Consider the following 21,259-nt stretch of genomic DNA (forward strand, 5'->3'; position numbering starts at 1 on the left):
TCACGGGGTGTGGTGCGGGTCAGTCGCGGAAACTCACCGGAAAAGGGGCGCCCGGCGACCGTAGGCTGGAGGGCATGACCACGACGGGGGAACTTCGCGCGGCGGCCGAGAAGGGGCCGCCGTGGTGGTGGGTGATGTGGCGCAGCGCGGTGCTGGACGTGGGTCTGGCGCTGGTGTCCGCGGCGGAGTGTGCCGTGGAGGGGGTTCCGTTCGCGCAGGACGCGGGGATCCCGTTGGCGGTGGGGATCGTGTTCGGGCTGCTGGCCGGCTCGGTGCTGGTACTGCGGCGCCGGTGGCCGATCGCGGTCGTGCTGGTGTCGATCGCGATCACTCCCGCCCAGATGGGCTTCCTGATGGGCATCGTCGGCCTGTACACGCTGGCCGCGTCGGAGCTGCCGCGCCGGATCATCGGGTCGCTGGCGGGCATGTCGCTGCTGGGCACGTTGATCGTGACGTTCGTGCGGGTGCGGCAGGACATGGCCCGGGGCGATCTGACGATGGGGGACTGGTTCGTGCCCTTCGCGTCGATCACGACCTCGCTGGGGCTGACCGCGCCGCCGCTGCTGCTGGGGCTGTACGTGGGGGCCCGGCGCCGGTTGATGGAGAGCTTGCGGGAGCGCGCGGACAGTCTGGAGCGGGAGCTCCAGTTGCTCGCGGAGCGGGCCGAGGAGCGGGCCGAGTGGGCGCGGGGTGAGGAACGGACCCGGATCGCTCGGGAGATGCATGACGTGGTCGCGCATCGGGTGAGCCTGATGGTGGTGCACGCGGCCGCGCTTCAGGCGGTCGCGCGCAAGGACCCGGAGAAGGCCGTGAAGAACGCGGCGCTCGTGGGCGACATGGGACGTCAGGCGTTGACCGAGTTGCGGGAGATGCTCGGGGTGCTGCGCAGCGACGCGCCGAAGCCGCGTGAGGGGGTGCCGTTGGCGGCGGTGGGGGCGGCTGCCGCGGCGGCGGCGTCACGGGCCGCGGACGAGGAGAGCGTGGCGGACGGGCCGTGGCTGGCGGATCTGGATGTGCTGGTGGGGCAGTCGGCGGCCGCGGGGATGGTCGTCGAGTTGTCGGTGGACGGGGACTCGCGGGTGTACGCGGCGGAGATCGAGCAGACGGCGTTCCGGGTGGTGCAGGAGGCGTTGACGAACGTCCACAAGCACGCGGCGGGGGCGAAGACGCACGTACGGCTGGCTCATCGGGCGGCGGAGATCGCGATGCAGGTGGAGAACGAACCTCCGGACGAGGTGTCCGCCGCTGCGGCCGCGCGGTTGCCGTCGGGGGGCAACGGGCTGGTGGGCATGCGGGAGCGGGTTCTCGCGCTGGGCGGGGTGTTCGTGTCCGGTCCGACGGACGCGGGGGGTTTCCGGGTGTCGGCGGTGATTCCGGCTTCCTGACGCCGGGAGGCGGGGCGCGGTTGTTCAGCTTGTGGTGAGGCGGGTCGGTTCGATGCCCGAGACGAGTGTGGCGAGGGCGTGGTCGAGGTCGGGCCCCAGGTACCAGTCGCCGGTGTGGTCGAGGGCGTAGACCCGGCCTTCGGTGTCGATGGCGAGGAGGGCCTGGCTGTCGGTCTCGGCGCCGAGGGGGCAGACCTCGGTGCCGAGTGCGCGGCCGAGGTCGGCGAGGGTGCGGGCCAGGTGGAGGCCGTGCAGGGGGTCGAAGTGGAGAGCGACGGGGGCGATCCGACGGCCGGGGGCGGTCGGGGTGAGGTGGAGGCCGCCGAACTCGGCCCAGGCCTCGACGGCGGCGGGGAAGACGGCGTGCCGGTGTCCGGCGGGCGAGGCGTATTCACGCAGGGTGTCGGCCCAGATCTCGGCCTGCTTTATGTCCCAGCGTCCCGGTTGCCAGCCGGCGGCGCGCAGGGTGGCGTCGACGGGGACCGCGAAGCGCGTGGTGGAGGTGCGGTCGGGGTGCATCTGCCCTTCGTTCGTCAAGGCGCCTTGCCGTGGTACGTGCCGATGTACGTGTGGCGGTGCACGTGGAGGTACGTGGCGGGTGGGTGAGCGGCTCAGTCACCCGCCTGCGTGGAGTCGACGACGCGGATGCCGAAGTGGGCGCTGAGCGCCGTGCAGGCCCGGCAGGGGGCCGCGAAGCTGCCGTGCAGGGGGTCGCCGTCCTCGCGGATGCGCCGGGTGGTGAGTTTGGCCTGCTTGAGGGCCTTGCGGGCCTCGCCGTTGGTCATCGGTTTGCGGGCGGCTCGCTTGCTTCGGGCGGCGTCGACGGCGGCGATGTGCCGGGACAGCAGCAGGGCCTCGGCGCAGCGGCCGGTGAAGCGGTCCCGCTGTGCGCTCGGGAGGGTGTCGAGGAAGTCCTGGACCAGGGGGTGCAGGGCGGGCGGCTGGTCGCCGCGGGCGGCGGTGCCGGTGAGGGTGACGCCGCGGACGGAGAGGGCGGCGGCGACGGTGGGGAGTATGCCGTCGCGACGGTGCCGCAGGGCGGGGGCGTGCGGGGTCTCGGTGCTGCTCCAGCCGATTCTGGGGTCTCCGGACGGGCCGAAGGGCGGGCCGTTGTGCGGTCTGGGCTGCGTTCCCGGCTGTGGTCCGGCGGGTGATCCGGTCTGTGGTCCGGCCGGTGATCCGGTCTGCGGTCCGGGCTGTGATTCGGTCTGGGATCCGCTGTGGGGTCCCGTCTGAGGTCCCGTGTGCTGGCCCGCTTGCGTGCTGGTCCGTGGGTCTCCGGACGTGCCTGGTCGCGGTCCTGGGTGTGGTCCCGTCTGCGTCGCGTTCATGATCGTCATCCCCTCCCGGGTAGGCCCCGGCTGACACAGACTGCCAAACGGTGTGGCTGGTGCGGAAGCTGGGGCGGTGCGACACGCCCGTGTTCGGGCGTGCTGTCACAGCAGGGTGACGGCTGGTCACGGAAGTGGAGGGCCCTGGCCGGTGCCCGGTGACCGGTCTTGCCGTACCGCATAGGCTGTCGGCACCGCGATCCACGCGGTCAACGCGTGGACGGAAGTGCAGAGAAGTCGGGGCGGGCGTCGAGACATGGGTCGAGACGGTCGTCGTGACGGACGAGACAGTAGATACGGGGCGTAGTGGCGGGAAGCCGGCCACTACGGGTCGTACAGAGTGCCGCAGGGGGCAACCGCCATGACGACAGGTCGGCTCGGGCTGGGGGCACCTCCCGGCCGCCAGGCCGGGGGACAAGCCGCGCCGCCGAACGCGGCCTACGCCGGGCAGGTCGTGCACTTCCCGGATCCGGTTCGGGCGGCCCGTCACCCCAGAGGGGTACGGATCGACGAGCGCGGCTACCCCGACTTCTCCGCGTACGCGCGGGCGGCGGTGGACATCGCCGAGCCGCCGACGGGTTTCGGTGTCGACGAGCTGCGGCTGACGGACTACGTGTCGGCGAACGCGGCGCTGTCGGCGACCGGGCACGAACTGTGGGACACGGTGCCCGCGGTGGCGACGCCGCACGGCTGGACGTGGCACCACGTGGTCGGCGGTCGGCGGCTGGAGTTGGTTCCGGTCGAGGTCAAGGCGCTGCTGCGGCACCACGGCGGCATCGCGACGGCGGCGGTGGCCCAGGACAAGCGCGGCACCAGGCCGCTGCAGGAGACGCGTCCCGCGCACGTCCGGCTGCCGAAGTCCGGAGTGGCGGTGACGGAGGCGCAGGTGCAGGGCGTCGAGGAGGACCTCGGGTACCGGCTGCCGGGTGCGTACCGGACGTTCCTGAAGGCGGCGGGTGGTTGCGCGCCGGTGGGTGCGGCGCTGGACGCGGAACTGGGGCTGCTGGTGGACCAGCCGTTCTTCACGGTGCGCGACGAGGCGGCGGTCAATGACCTGGTGTACGTCAACAAGTGCCTGCGGGACCATCTGACCAAGGACTACCTGGGCGTCGGGTTCGTGCAGGGCGGTCTGCTGGCCGTGAAGGTGAAGGGCGATCGGATCGGCACGGTGTGGTTCTGCGCGTACGACGACGCGCGGGACGTGGATCCGGGGCTGCCGCCGGCCGAGCGGGTGGAGCGGCTGTTGCTGCCGTGCGGTGAGGACTTCGACGTCTTCCTGTCGCGACTGGCGGGCAACCCGCCCGAGTTGGAGACCGTGGCGAACCTGATGGTGGACGGCGGGTTCGCGCGGTCCGTTCCCGTCTCTTCGGTGGGGGAGTGAGCTCAGCGATGGTGACGTTCGCGCAGGCGCAGGAGCGCGCGGAAGAGTGGATCAACGGGGAGGCGCCGTCATACCAGCATCGTGAGGTGCGGGTGCGGGAGTTCGAGCGCGGCTTCGTGGTGTGGGCCGAGGATCGTGCGGACGGGCCCCGCGGCGACGGGGGCAGGCAACGGCTGGTGATCGCGCGGGACAGCGGGGAGGCCACGCTGTGGCCCTCGCTGCCCGTGGGTGAGGTGATCCGCCGCTACGAGGAGGAGTACGGCCGTCCCGACCCGGCGGACCAGCAGGCGCCGGCGCCGGCGGCTCGGGTGGACCTGAACCAGACGTCCTTCCTGCTGAGTCCGCCGGAGTGGTTGCAGGAGGCGGCGGACAAGCTGGGGATTCCGGATCAGCGGGGGGCGGGGGCGTCTGAGGGGGCGTCGCCGTCCGCGGGTTCGTCTGCGGGTGCGGAATCGGCTTCCGGTTCGGCTTCGGCTTCGGTCGGTGGGGCGGGGGCGCTTCCGGAGACGCAGGCCGGGCCCGGAGGTGTGGGTGCCGCGGCCGCGGCGGGTTCTGGTGGCTCCGGGGCGTCCGGCGGGCCCGCCGACGCGCCGGCTGTGCCGCCCGGGGCGACGCCGTGGGCCGGGACGGACACGAACGCGGATGCCGGCGAGGACCGTTCGGTACCGCTGCCGGCGACGGTGTTCGCGCCGCCGCTGAGCGGTTCCGACGACGCGGCTCAGCCGCCCGCGGCACCGCCGGACGCCCAGACGGCCCTGATGTCGGGCGGCAGCCAACTCCCGAGGACGGCGGAAGCGCCGGCGGTGGACGACCCGAACGCGTCGGGGGCGGGGACACCGCGTACGCCCGGGGCTCCGGATGGATCTTCCTATGGGTATCCGCAGGGGCCTGGTGGTGCCGGGGTGCCCGGTACCACGCCGCCTGCGGGTGCTTCGACGGGTGCCGTGCCGCCCGCGCCGCCGTCGGCTGTTCCCGGTGGGCCTGCGTACGGGTACCCGCAGGGGGCCGACGGCGGGGCGCCGCAGCCTCCCGCCCCGCAGCCTCCGGCCGCGCAGCCTCCCGCCCCGGGCGCCGTCGCGCCGGGACGGTCGCTCGCTCCGAACGCCGGGGACATCGCCGACGCCGCGACGAGCAAGGCGGAGCCTCCGATGCGGCGGGCGCGCGGTGGGGGCGCGAACCCGCCGCCTCCGCCGGGCGCCCCGGGTACGCCGGGGGCGCGACCTGCGGGTACGCCGGGTACGGCGGGTCCGGCGGGCGGGTATGTGCCTACGCAACTCGTGTCGGCGCTCGGTTCCGACGGTCCCGAGGGGCCGCCTGCCGCAGGGCCGGGGGCTCCCCCTGTACCGCCCGCTCCGGACGCGCCCAGGGCTCCCGGGGCGCCGCCTCAGCCTGGTGCCGCTCCCCACGGGCCTGGTGCGCCGCAGCCGCCCGGTGCTCCGGGAGCGCCCGGTGCTCCGGGGGCTCCTGGCGGGACGCCTCCCGGCGGTGTCCACCAGGCCGCCACGATGCTCGCAGACCCGAGCCGGACCGGCCCCGGCGCGGGCCCGCCGCCCCCTCCGGGCGCCCCGGGCGCGCCCGGTACACCCGGTGCGCCCCACCCGCCCGGTGCTCCGGGGACCCCTGGCGCGCCGCAGCCTCCCGGGGTGCCAGGCGCGCCCCAGCACTCGGGTGCCCCCGGTGCCGCCGCTGCCCAGGGCGCACCCGGAGGCCCGCGCGGGGCTGTGCACCACGCGGAGACCGTGTTGTCCGGGCCCCCGGTAGGCGCGCCCGGCGCACCCCCGCCGCCACCTCCCGGTGCTCCCGGCGCCTTCCAGCCGATGCCGCCGGGCGCGCCCCAGCCGATGCCGCCCGGCGCGATGCCGCCGCCGGGCGCCATGCCGCCTCCCCCGCCGGGTGCCATGCCGCCTCCCCCGCCGGGTGCGATGCCGCCTCCGCCGCCGGGTGCGATGCCGCCTCCCCCGCCGGGCGCCATGCCGCCTCCGCCGCCGGGCGCGATGCCGCCGCCTCCCCCGTCCGGGGCCGGGCAGCAGTCGTACGGCTATCCGCCGCAAGTGCAGCCGACGGTCGGGCCCGGGTACCAGGCCGTGCTGCGCTACCGCGCGCAGGACGGTTCCGAGCAGCAGCTGATCCGGCGTTCGGCGCCGGGGACGCCGCACCCGGAGTGGCAGATCTTCCACGAGCTGCGGGCCATGAACGTGCCGCCGGACCAGGTGCTGGAGCTGCACACGGAGTTGGAGTCGTGCGAGCTGCCGGGTGCGTACTGCGCGCGGATGATCCGCGAGCAGTGGCCGCAGGCACGGCTCGCGAGCATCGCCCCGTACGGCACGGATCACGCGAGCCGGCAGCAGGGCATGCGGCAACTGATCGCGCACCAGGGCGAGTTGCACCAGGTGGCCGACGGTCCCGCCCGCCCCGCTCCGGTCCGCGCCCCGCTGCCGCAGGTTCAGCCGGCGCCGCCGATTCCGCCGGAGGGCGTGGCGCAGGAACTGGCGGGGGCGTTCGGGCCGGGGCTGTTCCGGTTCGAGCAGGCCGCGGTCTCCCGGCAGGGCGTGCCGCCGGTCGTGGCGCACTCGCTGGTGGTGGCGGGCCTGCCGACGGACATGGGACCGTTCTTCTGGGCGCAGGCCCAGCCGGGCCGGCCGGTGCCGACGCTGGCGGAGTTGGCGGCCGAGCGCGGGGTGCAGCCGTCCGCGGACGCGGGCTCGTACCTCGTCATGGGCAGTGACTTCGGCAAGGCGATCTGCGTGCAGTACGGCACGGCGAACATCGTGGCCGTGCCCGTGGAGGCGGGGCCGGGCGGTGCTTCCGTACCGCCGCAGTTCGTGAACACGGGGCTGCCGGAGTTCCAGCGGTGCCTGGCGCTGCTGGGGCGGATGTGGCGGCTCAGGTTCGGGCTGAACCAGGAGCAGGCGGGCCGGTGGAGCGTGGACTTCCAGGCCCAGTTGGCCTCCCTCGATCCGGCGGCGCTCGGTTCGCCGGAGAGCTGGTGGTCGGTGCTGCTGGAGCAGATGTGGGACGGACTGCTGTGACGCGACGACGCTGACGCGAACCGCGTCGGGAGAGGGCCGGACCTGGTCGAGTGACCGGGTCCGGCTCTTTTTGTGCGCGCCTGTCGCCCGTGGGTGCGGTGTGCGGCCGTGACCCGCCCTCGGAGTGTCGCGTTATGAACACTTACGTCCGATATATCAAGATGTGCGCGAAATCATCATGTCGCATCCGTTCGGCGGAGAGGGGTCCAGGATGAGCAGCGCATCGGTGTCGGCACGGGGGTTCGTGGCCGGTCGAGGGCGCGGCTACCGTCCCGAGCAGGTCGACGCGTACGCCGAGGCCCTCTCCCGGGACCGGGACGCCGCCTGGGAACGCGCAGCCCGGCTGACCGTGCTCGCCAAGCAGATGGAGTCGCAGGTGGCCGAGCTGCGGGAGACCGTGGCGGCGCTCGCCCCGCAGACGTACGAGACGCTCGGTGAGAACGCGCGGCGGCTCTTCGAACTCGGGCAGGAGCAGGCCGCGGCGTTGCGGGAGGGCGCGCGGCAGGAGGCGCGGCGCCTGGTGGAGGAGGCGCGGGCGGGGGTGGCCGGCGTGCGCGAGGCCGCTCAGGCGCACGCCGACTCCGTACGCGCCGAGGCCGAGGAACGGGCCCGGCAACGGCTGCTGGCGGCGCGCGCCGAGGCTGAGGAGATCGGGATCACCGCCCGGCGTGAAGTGAAGGAGGAGCGCGCTCAGGCGCTGTTTGCGGTGCGGGAGCTGCGGCGGCGCACCGACGGGATGCTCGCCGAACAGGAGAAGGAGCACGCCCGGCGGTGGGCCGACGCCGAGCGGGAGGCCGCGGAGCAGTTGGCCGCGCTGGCGGCCCGGACCGTGGAGCGGGGGGAGCGGGCCGAGGCCGCGATGTCCGAGGCGAAGCGGGCGTACGCCGACGCGGAGCTGTTGGCGCGACGGCTGCCGGAGGAGGCGCAGGCCCGGGCGACCGAGGTGGTCGCGGAGGCGAGGGTGCTGGAGGAGCGGATCGCCCGGGAGACGGAACAGGTGCTGCGCGACCACGGCGACCGGTGGGACGAGGTGCGGACGCAGATGGATCACGTACGCAACAGCCTGACGGCGCTCACGGGGCGGGCCGCGCTGGAGTGAGGGAGTCAGTCGGTGAGCCCCGTGCACAGGTAGCGGACGGCCGGGCGGCCGTTGAGGGTGACGGACCCGGTCTCGGTGAACCCGTTGCGCTCCAGGACGGTTCGCGACGCCGGATTGTCGAGGGTGGCTCGCGCGGTGAGGGAGACGAGGCCGTACGCCGTCCCGGCCAGTCGGCACACGTCCCGGACGGCCGTCGTGGCGACACCGCGTCCCACCGTCAACTCGCCGACGCGGTAACCGAGTTCGGCGCATCCGGCGGCCACGTCCACCAGGTTGACCCGGCCGACCAGCTCGCCGTCCTCGTCCACCAGGACGTGGAAGTGGCAGAGCCCGGCGTCCTGTTCGGCGAGGAGGGCCTTGTGGCGGGCGGCGAACTCCTCGAAGTACGCGTCCCCGCGATCCGGGATGGACCGGGCGAAGTAGGCGCGGTTGGCCCGCTCGAAGGCGAGCAGCGCGTCCGCGTGATCGGCCCGCAGACGTTCCAGGTTCGGCATGGGGGCAGCGTACGCACGGCGAGAGTGGGTGTCGTGGGTATTTGTTGGCGGAGGCGGACGCGGAGGCTGCGGACGGGGCACCCGCCGGAGGTGGACCGAGGGGGGTGGACAGAGGGTGGACCGAGGGGGTGGGCCGGGGCGCTCGGCCGTCCGTCTGAGGTAAGGGTCCCGTAGGACTACGGGACCACGTGCTGATGAGACCGGGGGGTGATGTCAGGCCCGTGTCCCGCGGCCTAGCGTCCTCGGTATGACCAGATCACGCCGCTTAGCCACGGCCGCGACCGCCGTGCTCGCGCTCACCCTGACCCTGCCGATCGCCGGTGCCGCCTCCGCGGCCACGTCGAACTCGTCGGCCTCAGTCTCCGCGTCCACGTCGAAGTCGTCGGCCCCTGTCTCCGCGACCGCGTCGAACTCCCCGGTCTCCGCCGCCACTTCCGCCCGACTGCCCCGCCCCGCCGGCCCGTACCCCGTCGGTCGCGGCACGCTTCACCTCGTCGACGCCGACCGGCCCGACCCCTGGGTGCCGGAGGCGGGCGCGCGGCAGCTGATGGTGTCGATGTACTACCCAGCCCGGCGCGGCACGGCCGGCCCCACGGCGCCGTACATGACCACCGAGGAGGCCAGTTTCCTGCTCCGGCTGAGGGCGCCGGACGCCACCGTCCCGCCCGAGGTGATCAGCGGCGTCCGCACCTGGTCGCACCCAGACGCGCGCCCCCTGGGCGGCCGGTTCCCCCTGCTGGTGCTCTCACCCGGGTTCACCTTCCCGCGTGCCACGCTCACCGGTCTCGCCGAGGACCTGGCGAGCCGGGGGTACGTCGTCGCGCTGGTCGACCACCCCTACGAGAACGCCGGCACGACCCTGCCCGACGGCACGACCCTGCCCTGCGCCGTGTGCGACAAGCGGCCCGAGGTAGGCCTCCAGACCATCGCGGAGAGCCGGGCGGTGGACGTGTCCTTCGTGCTCGACCGGCTGACCGGCCGTCACCCCGCCTGGCGGTACGCCCGCATGATCGACCAGCGGCGGATCGGCATGGCCGGGCACTCCATCGGGGGTGCCGCCGCCGTCACCACCATGGCCGCCGACTCACGCGTGCGGGCCGGGGCGAACATGGACGGATCCATGAAGGCGCCCGTTCCCGAGACCGGACTCGACGGCCGCCCCTTCCTGATGTTCGGCGCGAAGGACAGGATCACCGATACGACCTGGGACGAGGGTTGGGCCCACCTGGACGGCTGGAAACGCTGGCTGACGGTCACCGGAGCCGACCACGGCTCGTTCACCGACGTACCCCTGCTCGCCGAGCTGGCCGGCATACCCGACACCGCCTCGCTCCCTTTCGAGCGGGGGGAGGCCCTCACCCGCGCCTACCTCGCCGCCTTCTTCGACCAGCACCTGAAGGGCATAGCCCAGCCCGTGCTGGACGGCCCGGCACCGGAGAACCCGGAAGTCACCGTACGGCTGCCCTGAGGGCGGCGCTCTCGGGGCTCGGTCAGCCTCGGTGAGTCTCAGTCCTTGAGTACCGGGAACCTGCGCGGCGCCAGGAACAGCAGCACCAGGAACGCCACCGCCGCCGCGCAGGACGCGCCCAGGTAGACGGCGTGCACGGCGTCCGCGACGGCCCGGCGGGTGGCCTCGGGCGCGTGGTCCCCGTCCAGGGCGCGCGTCACCGAGTCCAGGTCGCCGGCGCCGCCGAGCCGCGACGCGAGCACACCGTTGGCGACCGCCCCGAACAGCGCCGCGCCGACCGTCTGGCCGGTCTGCCGGCAGAACAGCACGGACGCCGTCGTCGTGCCGCGTTCCGCCCAGCCGACCGTCGACTGGACACCCACCAGGAGCGGAAGCTGGAAGAGGCCGAGCGCGCCGCCGAGCAGCAGCATCAGCAGGGTCGGCTGCCAGGCCTCGCCGGGATACGGCAGGAAGGGGAACGCGAACAGGAGCAGCGCCGCCGTGCCGATGCCCAGCATCGCCGTGTTGCGGAAGCCGATACGCCGGTACACGTGCTGACTGAGGGCGGCCGAGACGGGCCAGCTCAGCGTCCACACGGACAGCACGAACCCGGCTGCCACCGGCGCCAGTCCCAGCACCGACTGCGCGTACGTCGGCAGGAACACGCTCGGCGCCACCATCAGCAGGCCCAGCGCGCCGAGAGCGAGGTTGACCGCGGCGATCGTCCGGCGGCGCCACACCCACCCGGGGATGATCGGCTCGGCGGCCCGGCGTTCGATGACGACGACCAGCCCGGCCAGCGCGAGCCCCGCCCCGAACAGGGCGAGCGAGGGCCCCGACAGCCACGGCCACGCCACCCCGCCCTGCACCAGGGCGGTCAGCAGCACCCCGCCGCACGCGAACACGGCCAGCGCGCCCGCCCAGTCGACCCGCGCGCGGGCCCGGGTCTCCCGTTCCGGTTCGTGCAGGTACCGGACGATCAGCCACAGGGCGAGCGCCCCGATCGGCAGGTTCACCAGGAAGATCCAGCGCCAGTCCGCGTACGCCGCCAGCACCCCGCCCACCCCGGGCCCCGCGACCGCCGACACCGCCCACACCGTGGACAGCTTGGACTGGATCTTCGGGCGTTCCTTCAGGGGGTACAGGTCGGCGGCGAGGGTCTGGACCGTGCCTTGGAGGGCGCCGCCGCCCAGGCCCTGCACGATCCGGAACGCGATCAGCGCGCCCATGTTCCAGGCCAGCGCGCACAGCAGGGAGCCCACCAGGAACAGGACCGCGCCGGCGACCAGCACCGGTTTGCGGCCGAAGGTGTCGGAGAGCTTGCCGTACACCGGCAGGGTCACCGTCACCGCGAGCAGGTAGCCGGAGAACAGCCAGGAGAACACCGAGAAGCCACCGAGGTCGCCGACGATCTGCGGTACGGCCGTGGAGACGATGGTGGCGTCGAGGGCGGCCAGCGCCATCGCGAGCATCAGGGCGGCGACGACCGCGCCGCGCCGGTCGGGGATGGTGCCCCGCCCGGCTTCGCGTATCGCCGGTCTCGTGTCGCCCACGCGGTTCCCTTCCCCTTGCACCTATCTGCCGCGGGACAGCTTCCCATCCCGCCCGTGATCGCGGGAGGGCTTGACCCTCACGCCACGGCAGGGTGGAGCCTCAGTGGGCCGGAGGGTGGAGCCGACCCCGAGAACGCCTCCACCCCGCGGTGGAGGACCCCTAGGGGTACCTCCGTACTACGGGTCGGGGAGGGTTCGTACCGCCGGAGGATGAGACGGCACAGGCGCGTCCATAACCTGGCTTTACGCCGCTGGGGGGCGGCTCACCACACCGACGGGGGTGGGGTTTTCCTCAGGGAAAGACTGCGCTGAGCACCAGCGCGCCGGGCCCCCTCCGGGGGCCAGACTCATCGACGTCAGCACTTCTTCCCGCGCTCCACCCGCTGCACCGCACGTTCGCCCACCGGCCGACCGGTGGCCGAACATCGACTCGCACTGACCGACTTAGGAGACATACCGTGACATCGGCTGTGACCATTCCCAGGCACGGGGGCACTGGAGGGCGTACGGCCGTTGCCGCGCGGGCGCGGCAGGTCGTGAAGGCCTACGGCACCGGCGAGACCCGTGTCGTCGCGCTCGACCACGTCGACGTGGACATCGCCCGCGGCCAGTTCACCGCGATCATGGGCCCCTCGGGGTCCGGCAAGTCCACCCTGATGCACTGCCTCGCCGGTCTCGACACCGTCACGTCCGGACAGATCTACCTGGACGACACCGAGATCACCGGCCTGAAGGACAAGAAGCTCACCCAACTCCGCCGGGACCGGATCGGGTTCATCTTCCAGGCGTTCAACCTGCTGCCCACGCTGAACGCGCTGGAGAACATCACGCTTCCCATGGACATCGCGGGCCGCAAGCCGGACCGGGCCTGGCTGGGCCGGGTCGTCGACACCGTCGGGCTCTCCGACCGGCTCAAGCACCGGCCCACGCAGCTCTCCGGAGGCCAGCAGCAGCGGGTCGCGGTGGCCCGGGCGCTCGCCGCCCGACCCGAGATCATCTTCGGGGACGAGCCCACCGGAAACCTCGACTCCCGTGCCGGAGCAGAGGTGTTGGGCTTCCTGCGCCAGTCGGTGGACGAGCTGGGCCAGACCATCGTGATGGTCACCCACGACCCGGTGGCCGCCTCGTACGCGGACCGGGTGCTGTACCTCGCCGACGGCCGGATCGTCGACGAGATGCACAAGCCGACCGCGGACGCCGTCCTGGACCGCATGAAGGACTTCGACGCCCGGGGGCGTACGTCATGACCGTCCTGAAGACCTCGATGCGCAACTTCTTCGCGCACAAGGGACGTATGGCCCTGTCGGCGGTGGCGGTGCTGCTGTCGGTCGCCTTCGTCTGCGGCACGCTCGTCTTCACCGACACGATGAACACGACGTTCGACAAGCTCTTCGCTACCACCGCGTCCGACGTCACGGTCTCCCCCAAGGAGGCCAAGAACGACGACACCCCGCAGAACGGCAAGCCCGAGTCCCTGCCGGCCTCCCTGCTGACGCAGGTCGAGAAGGCGGACGGCGTCAAGTCGGCGGAGGGCACGGTCAGTTCGATGAACGTGACCGTCGTCGACCGCGACAACGACAACATGGGGACCACCGGCGGCGCCCCGACGATCGCCGGAAACTGGACCAGGAACGACCTGCGGTCCATGGAGATCACCTCCGGACACGCCCCGCGGGGCCCGACCGAGGTGATGGTCGACGCCGACACCGCCGACAAGCACGACCTCAAGATGGGCGACGAACTGCGCACCATCGCGCAGACCGGTGACTTCAAGGCGAAGATCGTCGGCATCGCCACCTTCAAGGTGACCAACCCCGGTGCCGCCGTCTTCTACTTCGACACGGCCACCGCCCAGCGCGAACTCCTCGGCACCACCGGCCGGTTCACCCAGATCTACGTGACCGCCGAGTCCGGAGTCTCCGACCCACAGCTCAAGCGGCACGTCACCCAGGCCCTGGACGGCACGTACAAGATCCAGACGGCCAAGGAGAACGCCGACGAGAACCGCCAGGGCATCGACTCGTTCATGAACGTCATCAAGTACGCCATGCTCGGCTTCGCCGGGATCGCGTTCCTGGTCGGCATCTTCCTGATCATCAACACCTTCTCCATGCTGGTCGCCCAGCGCACCCGCGAGATCGGCCTGATGCGGGCGATCGGCTCCTCCCGCAAGCAGGTCAACCGTTCGGTCCTGGTCGAGGCGCTGCTGCTCGGTGTCGTCGGCTCGGTCCTGGGCGTGGGCGCCGGGGTCGGCATCGCCATCGGCCTGATGAAGCTGATGTCGGCGGCCGGCATGAACCTCTCCACCGACGACCTGACCGTGAAGGCAACCACCCCCATCGCCGGTGTGGTCCTGGGCGTCGTGGTCACCGTCCTCGCCGCCTACCTGCCGGCCCGCCGCGCGGGCAAGGTCTCCCCGATGGCCGCGCTGCGCGACGCGGGAACGCCGGCCGACGGCAGGGCCGGCCTGGTGCGCGGCGTGATCGGGCTGGTGCTGACGGCCGCCGGCGTGGCCGCCCTGTTCACGGCGGCGGGTGCCGACAAGGCGAGCGACGGCGCGCTGATGCTCGGCGGCGGGGTGGTGCTGTCCCTGATCGGCTTCGTCGTCATCGGCCCGCTGCTGGCCGGCGGTGTCGTCCGGGCGATCAGCGCGGTGCTGCTGCGGGCCTTCGGCCCGGTCGGAAGGCTGGCCGAGCGCAACGCCCTGCGCAATCCGCGCCGCACCGGCGCCACCGGCGCGGCCCTGATGATCGGCCTGGCCCTGGTGGCCTGCCTGTCGGTGGTCGGCTCCTCCATGGTCGCCTCGGCCACCAGCGAACTCGACAAGTCGGTCGGCGCGGACTTCATCGTCCAGGGCAACCAGCGGATCGTCCCGCAGGCCGAGAAGGCCATGCAGGACACCCCGGGCCTGGCCCACGTCACCCGCTACAAGCAACTCGAGGCCACCCTGACCTCGCCCGACGGCAAGACCGACGACGACGGAGTGACGGCCGCCGACCCGACGTACGCCCAGGACCTGCGCCGCCCGACCACGGCCGGCGACCTGTCCGCCGCCTACGGCAAGAACGCCATGTCGGTCGGCTCCGACTACGCCGACAAGCACGGTGTGCACGTCGGTGACACCCTCTCCGTCGCCTTCAAGGGCGGCAGGACGGCGAAGCTCAAGGTCGAGGCCATCACGGACGACGACACCGCCATCGACCAGGGCGCGCGCTACATCAGCATCGACACGATGCGGACGTACGTTCCGGCAGACCAGATCCCGCCCAACGTGATCATGTTCGCCAAGGCCAAGGACGGTCAGGCGGAGCAGGCGTACGCGGCGCTGAAGAAGTCGATGCACGACTACCCGCAGTACCAGGTCCGCGACCAGACCGACTACAAGCAGGAACTGAAGGACCAGATCGGTCAGCTCCTGAACATGGTCTACGGCCTGCTCGCCCTGGCGATCATCGTGGCGGTCCTCGGTGTGGTGAACACCCTGGCGCTGTCGGTGGTCGAGCGGACCAGGGAGATCGGCCTGATGCGGGCCATCGGCCTCTCCCGCCGCCAGCTGCGCCGCATGATCCGCATGGAGTCGGTGGTGATCGCCCTCTTCGGCGCCCTGCTGGGTCTCGGCCTGGGCATGGGCTGGGGCGCGACGGCCCAGAAGCTGCTCGCCCTGGAGGGCCTGAACGTCCTTGAGATCCCCTGGCCGACGATCATCGGCGTCTTCATCGGCTCCGCCTTCGTGGGCCTGTTCGCCGCGCTGGTCCCGGCCTTCCGGGCGGGCCGGATGAACGTCCTGAACGCGATCGCTACCGAATAGCCACCGCGGACGGGGACGGGGACGGGGGAACGGGGGAACGGGGGATGTCGGGCCCGGTGCGGGAGGTTGCTGCCTCCCGCACCGGGCCCGACGGCACGTCACGGGCCGCCCGCGGTGTCCCGCTTCATCAGGACGTAGCCGTGGGTGGCGTCCACGACGGTGTAGGTCGCGTGGGGGTGCAGCTTCCGGGTGTACGCGTCGGCGTCTTTCAGCCACTTCCTGTTGTTGTCCACGGCGATGAAGTCCGGGTTGATCCCGCGGGTCTCGCCGATCCAGAACACCCGGCAGCGCGAGGTGAGCCGGCTGATCGGACCGATGTTCGCCTCCACGCTCGCCCCGTCCGGAATCCGCGCCAGCATCCGTTCGACGGCTGTCACCCCGGCCGGCTTGCGGTAGGCGTCCGACTCGGTCAACGCGGACAACGGCAGGCTGGTGGTCAGCGCCAGCGCGGCCGCGACGACGGCGGTGGGCAGGTGATGGGCGTACGACCGCACCCGGGGACGCGGGCTGTGCCGTACGGCGGTCAGGGCGTCGGCGAGCGCGAGGGTGACGACCGGCATGAGGACGGCGCTGTAGTGCCAGTCCGTGCCCCAGTAGCTCGACTCGGAGGACAGGAACCGCCAGCCCAGTGTCGGCACCGCGACCAGCAGGAGCGAGGACCGCAGGGCGAGCAGTCCACTGGTGGGGATCAACAGCCAGGCGAGCGTACGGAGTTTCGTGTCCAGGCCGTCGAAGGGGCCACCGCCGCCCGAGCCGCCGACCTTGTCCCAATAGCCGTACGCCCCGCTGGTGTTGAAGGCCGGTATGACCAGGGTGAGCGTGAGGACTGTGGCGGCCAGTCCGAGGACGGCGACCCCGAGCGCGTACCAAGCGGCCCGCGAGGACGTACGTCGGGCGCGTATCGCGACCACCACCGCGATCGCCGCCAGCGTCACCCCCAGGTCCTCCTTCACCAGGACGAGCGGAGCGGCCCAGCACAGGGCGCGCCGCCACCGCCCGGCGAGCACGGCCTCCAGGGACCAGGCGATCAGCGGGACCGCGAAGCAGATCTCGTGGAAGTCGAAGTCGACCGCCCGCTGAAGCCCCCAGGACAGCCCGTACGCGAGCCCGAGCGCGAGCCCCCGCCGCCGCCCCAGCAGCGCCCCGGCGGCCCGGGTGACCGGCACCGCGGACACCGCGAACAGGGCGGCCTGCGCCACGAGGAGGGTCACGGGGGACGGGAAGACCCGGTACACCGGGGCGAGCAGCGCGGTCACCGGGCTGAAGTGGTCGCCCAGGATGTCGAACCCCGGCCCCTTGAGATCCGCGACCGGCACCCGCAGATGCGCGTACGCCCGGACCGCCTGCTCGAAGATCCCCAAGTCCCAGGAACGGTTGGTCATATGCCGGTACCGGCTGAGCGACACGACCGCGTACGCCAGGAAAAGTACCCCGGCCAACACCCACGCATCCCGCCGCGAGGGAGAAACGAGCCGGTCACGCGGAGGATGCGTGACCGGCTCCGGTATGAGGGGGTGCGCGGACGCGGACGGCAGAGCGGGAACCGGCATATTGGGCCTCATGAATCGGGGCGGGGTGTGGGCCGAAGGTTACTGGGCGTGAGTGCGGTCCTTTCAGCCCGTCCGGCGGTTGGGTTGCTTCAGCCCGTCCGGCGTTTGAAGACAAGGCCGTTCAGGCCGAAGGGGGTCTGGGGCACAGCCCCAGGACGGGGCCGAAGGGGCAGCGCCCCTGGAGGACGGGAAGGGTAGGGGCGTCGGGGGCGAGAAACCTCCGGGGCGTCCAGGGGCCGGATCCTCTGGAAGGGCGGGGCATCCCGGGGGCCGGACACCCCACGCCCACCCCGCCCACGCGCACCCCGCCACGGAGGTTGTCCACAGCCCCCGACGTCCGCGACAGCGCCGTCGTACGCTGGACACCCCCGGCCCGTAGGCCCTGGCTGACAATTCCCGTCTGCCGCGCGACGCCATGCACGCACTCTCGCCGCACCGGGCGCAGACCCACGTACGTCCAGTACGAGGGTCCACGCCCGGCACGCCGAGAGCACGCACCTGACGCCGCGCGGCCGCCCTTCGGGCGACGACGGGAATTGTCAGCCAGGACCTAACCCGCGTCGGGCGATTCGCGTTGCCCACCCCCGGACGAAAGCCGCCCCCGAATGAGCCTGCACGGTCTGCTCGACGCCGTCGTCAAGGACACCGCCCTCACGGAAGCGATCACCGCGGCCGCAGACGGCAACCGTATGCACGTCGACCTGGTGGGACCCCCCGCGGCCCGCCCCCTCGCCGTCGCCGCCCTGGCCCGCGACTCCGGCCGCCCGGTCCTCGCCGTGACGGCGACCGGCCGTGAGGCGGAGGACCTGGCCGCGGCCCTGCGCTCGCTGCTCCCCCCGGAGGGCGTCGTGGACTTCCCGTCCTGGGAGACCCTCCCGCACGAGCGCCTCAGCCCCCGCAGCGACACCGTGGGCCGCCGCCTGGCAGTCCTGCGCCGCCTCGCCCACCCCCGCCCCGACGACCCCGACACCGGCCCGGTCTCCGTCGTCGTGGCGCCCGTACGCTCCGTGCTCCAGCCGCAGGTCAAGGGCCTCGGTGACCTGGAACCCGTCGCTTTGAGGACCGGTCGGACCGCTGACCTCGGCCAGGTCGTCGAGGCCCTCGCCGCCGCCGCGTACGCGCGCGTGGAGCTGGTCGAGAAGCGCGGCGAGTTCGCCGTCCGCGGCGGCATCCTCGACGTGTTCCCGCCCACCGAGGAACACCCCCTGCGCATCGAGTTCTGGGGCGACGAGGTGGAGGAGATCCGCTACTTCAAGGTCGCCGACCAGCGCTCCCTGGAGATCGCCGAACACGGCCTGTGGGCCCCGCCCTGCCGCGAACTCCTGCTGACCGGCGACGTCCGCGCCCGCGCGCGGGACCTCGCCGAACAGCACCCGGAGCTCGGCGAACTGCTCGGCAAGATCGCCGAGGGGATCGCGGTCGAGGGCATGGAGTCCCTGGCCCCCGTCCTGGTGGACGACATGGAACTCCTCCTCGACGTGCTGCCCAAGGGCGCCATGGCCGTCGTATGCGATCCGGAACGGGTCCGCACCCGCGCCGCGGACCTCGTGGCCACCAGCCAGGAGTTCCTGCAGGCGTCCTGGGCGGCCACCGCAGGCGGCGGCGAGGCCCCGATCGACGTCGGCGCGGCCTCCCTGTGGTCCATCGCGGACGTCCGGGAGCGGGCGCGCGAGCTGGACATGATGTGGTGGTCGGTGTCGCCGTTCGCGGCGGACCTCGAACTGGACGCCCTGGACGGGGACACCCTGAAGCTGGGCATGCACGCCCCGGAGACCTACCGCGGCGACACCGCCAAGGCCCTCGCCGACACCAAGGGCTGGCTGGCCGAGGGCTGGCGCACGGTCTTCGTGACCGAGGCGCACGGCCCGGCGGCCCGCACCGTCGAGGTGCTCGGCGGCGAGGGCATCGCGGCCCGCCTGGACGCGGAACTCGGGCAGATCGAGCCGTCCGTCGTACACGTGGCGTGCGGTTCGATCGAGTACGGCTTCGTGGACCCGGCGCTGAAGCTGGCCGTCCTGACCGAGACCGACCTGTCCGGCCAGAAGGCGGCCGGCAAGGACGGCGCCCGGATGCCCGCCCGCCGCCGCAAGACCATCGACCCGCTCACCCTGGAAGCGGGCGACTACATCGTCCACGAGAACCACGGTGTGGGCCGCTACATCGAGATGGTGCAGCGGACCGTGCAGGGCGCGACCCGCGAGTACCTGGTCGTGGAGTACGCCCCCGCCAAGCGCGGGCAGCCCGGCGACCGCCTCTACATCCCCACCGACCAGCTGGAGCAGATCACCAAGTACGTCGGCGGTGAGGCCCCCACCCTTCACCGTCTGGGCGGCGCCGACTGGACGAAGACGAAGGCCCGCGCGAAGAAGGCCGTCAAGGAGATCGCGGCCGACCTGATCAGGCTGTACAGCGCGCGGATGGCCGCCCCCGGGCACGCCTTCGCGGCGGACACCCCCTGGCAGCGCGAGCTGGAGGACGCCTTCCCGTACGCGGAGACCCCCGACCAGCTCACCACCATCGCCGAGGTCAAGGAGGACATGGAGAAGACGGTCCCGATGGACCGCCTGATCTGCGGCGACGTCGGCTACGGCAAGACGGAGATCGCGGTCAGGGCCGCCTTCAAGGCAGTCCAGGACGGCAAGCAGGTCGCCGTGCTGGTCCCGACGACCCTGCTGGTGCAGCAGCACTTCGGGACGTTCTCCGAGCGCTACTCGCAGTTCCCGGTGAACGTGCGGGCGCTCTCCCGCTTCCAGACCGACGCGGAGGCGAAGGCCGTCCTGGAGGGCCTCAGAGACGGCTCGGTGGACATCGTCATCGGCACCCACCGCCTGTTCTCCTCGGAGACCAAGTTCAAGGACCTGGGCCTGGTCATCGTCGACGAGGAGCAGCGCTTCGGCGTCGAGCACAAGGAGCAGCTGAAGAAGCTCCGCGCGAACGTGGACGTGCTCACCATGTCCGCCACTCCGATCCCCAGGACCCTGGAGATGGCGGTCACCGGCATCCGCGAGATGTCGACCATCACCACCCCGCCGGAGGAGCGGCACCCCGTGCTGACCTTCGTCGGACCGTACGAGGAGCGGCAGATCGGCGCGGCCATCCGGCGTGAGCTGCTGCGCGAGGGCCAGGTCTTCTACATCCACAACCGGGTGGAGTCGATCGACCGCGCCGCGGCCCGCCTGCGCGAGATCGTGCCCGAGGCCCGCATCGCGACCGCCCACGGCCAGATGTCGGAAGGGGCCCTGGAGCAGGTGGTGGTCGACTTCTGGGAGAAGAAGTTCGACGTGCTGGTGTCGACCACCATCGTCGAGTCCGGGATCGACATCTCCAACGCGAACACCCTGATCGTGGAGCGCGGCGACAACTTCGGCCTCTCCCAGCTGCACCAGCTGCGCGGCCGCGTCGGCCGAGGCCGCGAGCGGGGGTACGCGTACTTCCTCTACCCGCCGGAGAAGCCGCTGACCGAGACCGCGCACGAACGGCTCGCGACCATCGCCCAGCACACGGAGATGGGCGCGGGCATGTACGTGGCGATGAAGGACCTGGAGATCCGCGGCGCGGGCAATCTGCTGGGCGGCGAGCAGTCCGGCCACATCGCGGGCGTCGGCTTCGACCTGTACGTCCGCATGGTCGGCGAGGCGGTCGCGGACTACCGCGCCTCCCTGGAGGGCGGTGTGGAGGAGGAGCCGCCGCTGGAGGTCAAGATCGAGCTCCCGGTCGACGCGCACGTCCCGCACGACTACGCCCCCGGCGAGCGGCTGCGCCTCCAGGCGTATCGGGCGATCGCCTCGGTGAACTCCGAGGAGGACGTCAAGGCCGTACGCGAGGAACTCGTCGACCGCTACGGCAAGCTGCCCGAACCGGTGGAGAACCTGCTTCTGGTGGCGGGCCTGCGGATGCTGGCCCGCGCGTGCGGCGTCGGCGAGATCGTCCTTCAGGGCACCAACATCCGCTTCGCGGCGGTCGAGTTGCGCGAGTCCCAGGAACTCAGGCTCAAGCGGCTGTACCCGGGCACCGTCATCAAACCGGCCGCACACCAGGTCCTGGTCCCCCGCCCGAAGACCGCGAAGGTCGGCGGCAAGCCGCTGGTCGGACGGGAACTGCTCGGCTGGGTGGGGGAGTTCCTGACGTCGATCCTGGGGTCGTAGAGCTCCTGGCCTGGGGACGCGGGTTTCCTGCCCTGGG

13 protein-coding genes are annotated in these 21,259 nt (G+C 72.4%); 8 read left to right on the plus strand and 5 right to left on the minus strand.

Annotated features, from left to right (window positions below; translation table 11 throughout):
* Positions 1-74 precede the first annotated feature (74 nt).
* Positions 75-1,385 carry a histidine kinase gene (locus ABZ027_RS26915; protein ID WP_356772694.1) on the plus strand — a complete coding sequence of 437 codons (1,311 nt, stop codon included), beginning with the start codon at positions 75-77 and terminating at the stop codon, positions 1,383-1,385.
* A 24-nt stretch (positions 1,386-1,409) separates the two neighbouring features.
* Here ABZ027_RS26915 and ABZ027_RS26920 read toward each other — a convergent pair whose 3' ends face one another.
* Both ABZ027_RS26920 and ABZ027_RS26925 read right to left on the minus strand, forming a co-directional pair.
* The gene (locus ABZ027_RS26920; RefSeq protein ID WP_356772790.1) at positions 1,410-1,904 is read right to left on the minus strand and encodes an SUKH-3 domain-containing protein; all 495 of its coding nucleotides are present in this window, start codon (positions 1,902-1,904) and stop codon (positions 1,410-1,412) included.
* 92 nt (positions 1,905-1,996) lie between these two features.
* Positions 1,997-2,461: a YwqJ-related putative deaminase gene (locus ABZ027_RS26925; RefSeq protein ID WP_356772792.1), complete on the minus strand. Its 465-nt coding sequence runs from the start codon at positions 2,459-2,461 to the stop codon at positions 1,997-1,999.
* Positions 2,462-3,077: 616 nt separating this feature from the next.
* Between ABZ027_RS26925 and ABZ027_RS26930 the strand changes: the two genes are divergently transcribed.
* The 3 genes from ABZ027_RS26930 to ABZ027_RS26940 all read left to right on the plus strand — a co-directional run bounded on the left by ABZ027_RS26930 (position 3,078) and on the right by ABZ027_RS26940 (position 8,225).
* A complete protein-coding gene (locus ABZ027_RS26930; RefSeq protein ID WP_356772696.1) occupies positions 3,078-4,097 on the plus strand; it encodes an SMI1/KNR4 family protein in 1,020 nt (339 codons plus the stop codon).
* An 8-nt stretch (positions 4,098-4,105) separates the two neighbouring features.
* Positions 4,106-7,126 (plus strand): SUKH-4 family immunity protein, encoded by a 3,021-nt coding sequence (locus ABZ027_RS26935; protein ID WP_356772698.1) that lies wholly within the window; start codon positions 4,106-4,108, stop codon positions 7,124-7,126.
* 211 nt (positions 7,127-7,337) lie between these two features.
* Positions 7,338-8,225, plus strand: a complete 888-nt coding sequence (locus ABZ027_RS26940) for a cellulose-binding protein (protein ID WP_356772700.1) — start codon at positions 7,338-7,340, stop codon at positions 8,223-8,225.
* A gap of 5 nt (positions 8,226-8,230) precedes the next feature.
* On the opposite strand, the gene ABZ027_RS26945 is transcribed toward ABZ027_RS26940, so the two are convergent.
* Entirely contained in the window at positions 8,231-8,719 is a 489-nt protein-coding gene (locus tag ABZ027_RS26945) for a GNAT family N-acetyltransferase (RefSeq protein WP_356772702.1), read from the minus strand.
* Positions 8,720-8,966: 247 nt separating this feature from the next.
* Between ABZ027_RS26945 and ABZ027_RS26950 the strand changes: the two genes are divergently transcribed.
* Entirely contained in the window at positions 8,967-10,187 is a 1,221-nt protein-coding gene (locus tag ABZ027_RS26950) for an alpha/beta hydrolase (protein WP_356772704.1), read from the plus strand.
* A gap of 38 nt (positions 10,188-10,225) precedes the next feature.
* Here the strand turns inward: ABZ027_RS26950 and ABZ027_RS26955 are convergent, their stop codons facing one another.
* Positions 10,226-11,719, minus strand: a complete 1,494-nt coding sequence (locus ABZ027_RS26955; protein WP_356772706.1) for an MFS transporter — start codon at positions 11,717-11,719, stop codon at positions 10,226-10,228.
* 458 nt (positions 11,720-12,177) lie between these two features.
* Between ABZ027_RS26955 and ABZ027_RS26960 the strand changes: the two genes are divergently transcribed.
* Both ABZ027_RS26960 and ABZ027_RS26965 read left to right on the plus strand, forming a co-directional pair.
* Entirely contained in the window at positions 12,178-12,966 is a 789-nt protein-coding gene (locus ABZ027_RS26960) for an ABC transporter ATP-binding protein (protein ID WP_356772708.1), read from the plus strand.
* On the plus strand, positions 12,963-15,527 hold the full coding sequence (locus ABZ027_RS26965; RefSeq protein ID WP_356772710.1) for an FtsX-like permease family protein: 2,565 nt from the start codon (positions 12,963-12,965) through the stop codon (positions 15,525-15,527). The genes ABZ027_RS26960 and ABZ027_RS26965 overlap by 4 nt, the downstream gene beginning before the upstream one ends.
* Before the next feature lie 98 nt (positions 15,528-15,625).
* On the opposite strand, the gene ABZ027_RS26970 is transcribed toward ABZ027_RS26965, so the two are convergent.
* Positions 15,626-17,089, minus strand: a complete 1,464-nt coding sequence (locus ABZ027_RS26970; RefSeq protein WP_356772712.1) for a DUF2079 domain-containing protein — start codon at positions 17,087-17,089, stop codon at positions 15,626-15,628.
* A gap of 593 nt (positions 17,090-17,682) precedes the next feature.
* Here ABZ027_RS26970 and mfd point away from each other — a divergent pair.
* Positions 17,683-21,222 (plus strand): transcription-repair coupling factor, encoded by a 3,540-nt coding sequence (mfd, locus tag ABZ027_RS26975; protein WP_356772714.1) that lies wholly within the window; start codon positions 17,683-17,685, stop codon positions 21,220-21,222.
* Positions 21,223-21,259 lie beyond the last annotated feature (37 nt).

Origin of the sequence: Streptomyces sp. NPDC006332, assembly GCF_040612855.1 — a bacterium.
GTDB lineage: Bacteria > Actinomycetota > Actinomycetes > Streptomycetales > Streptomycetaceae > Streptomyces.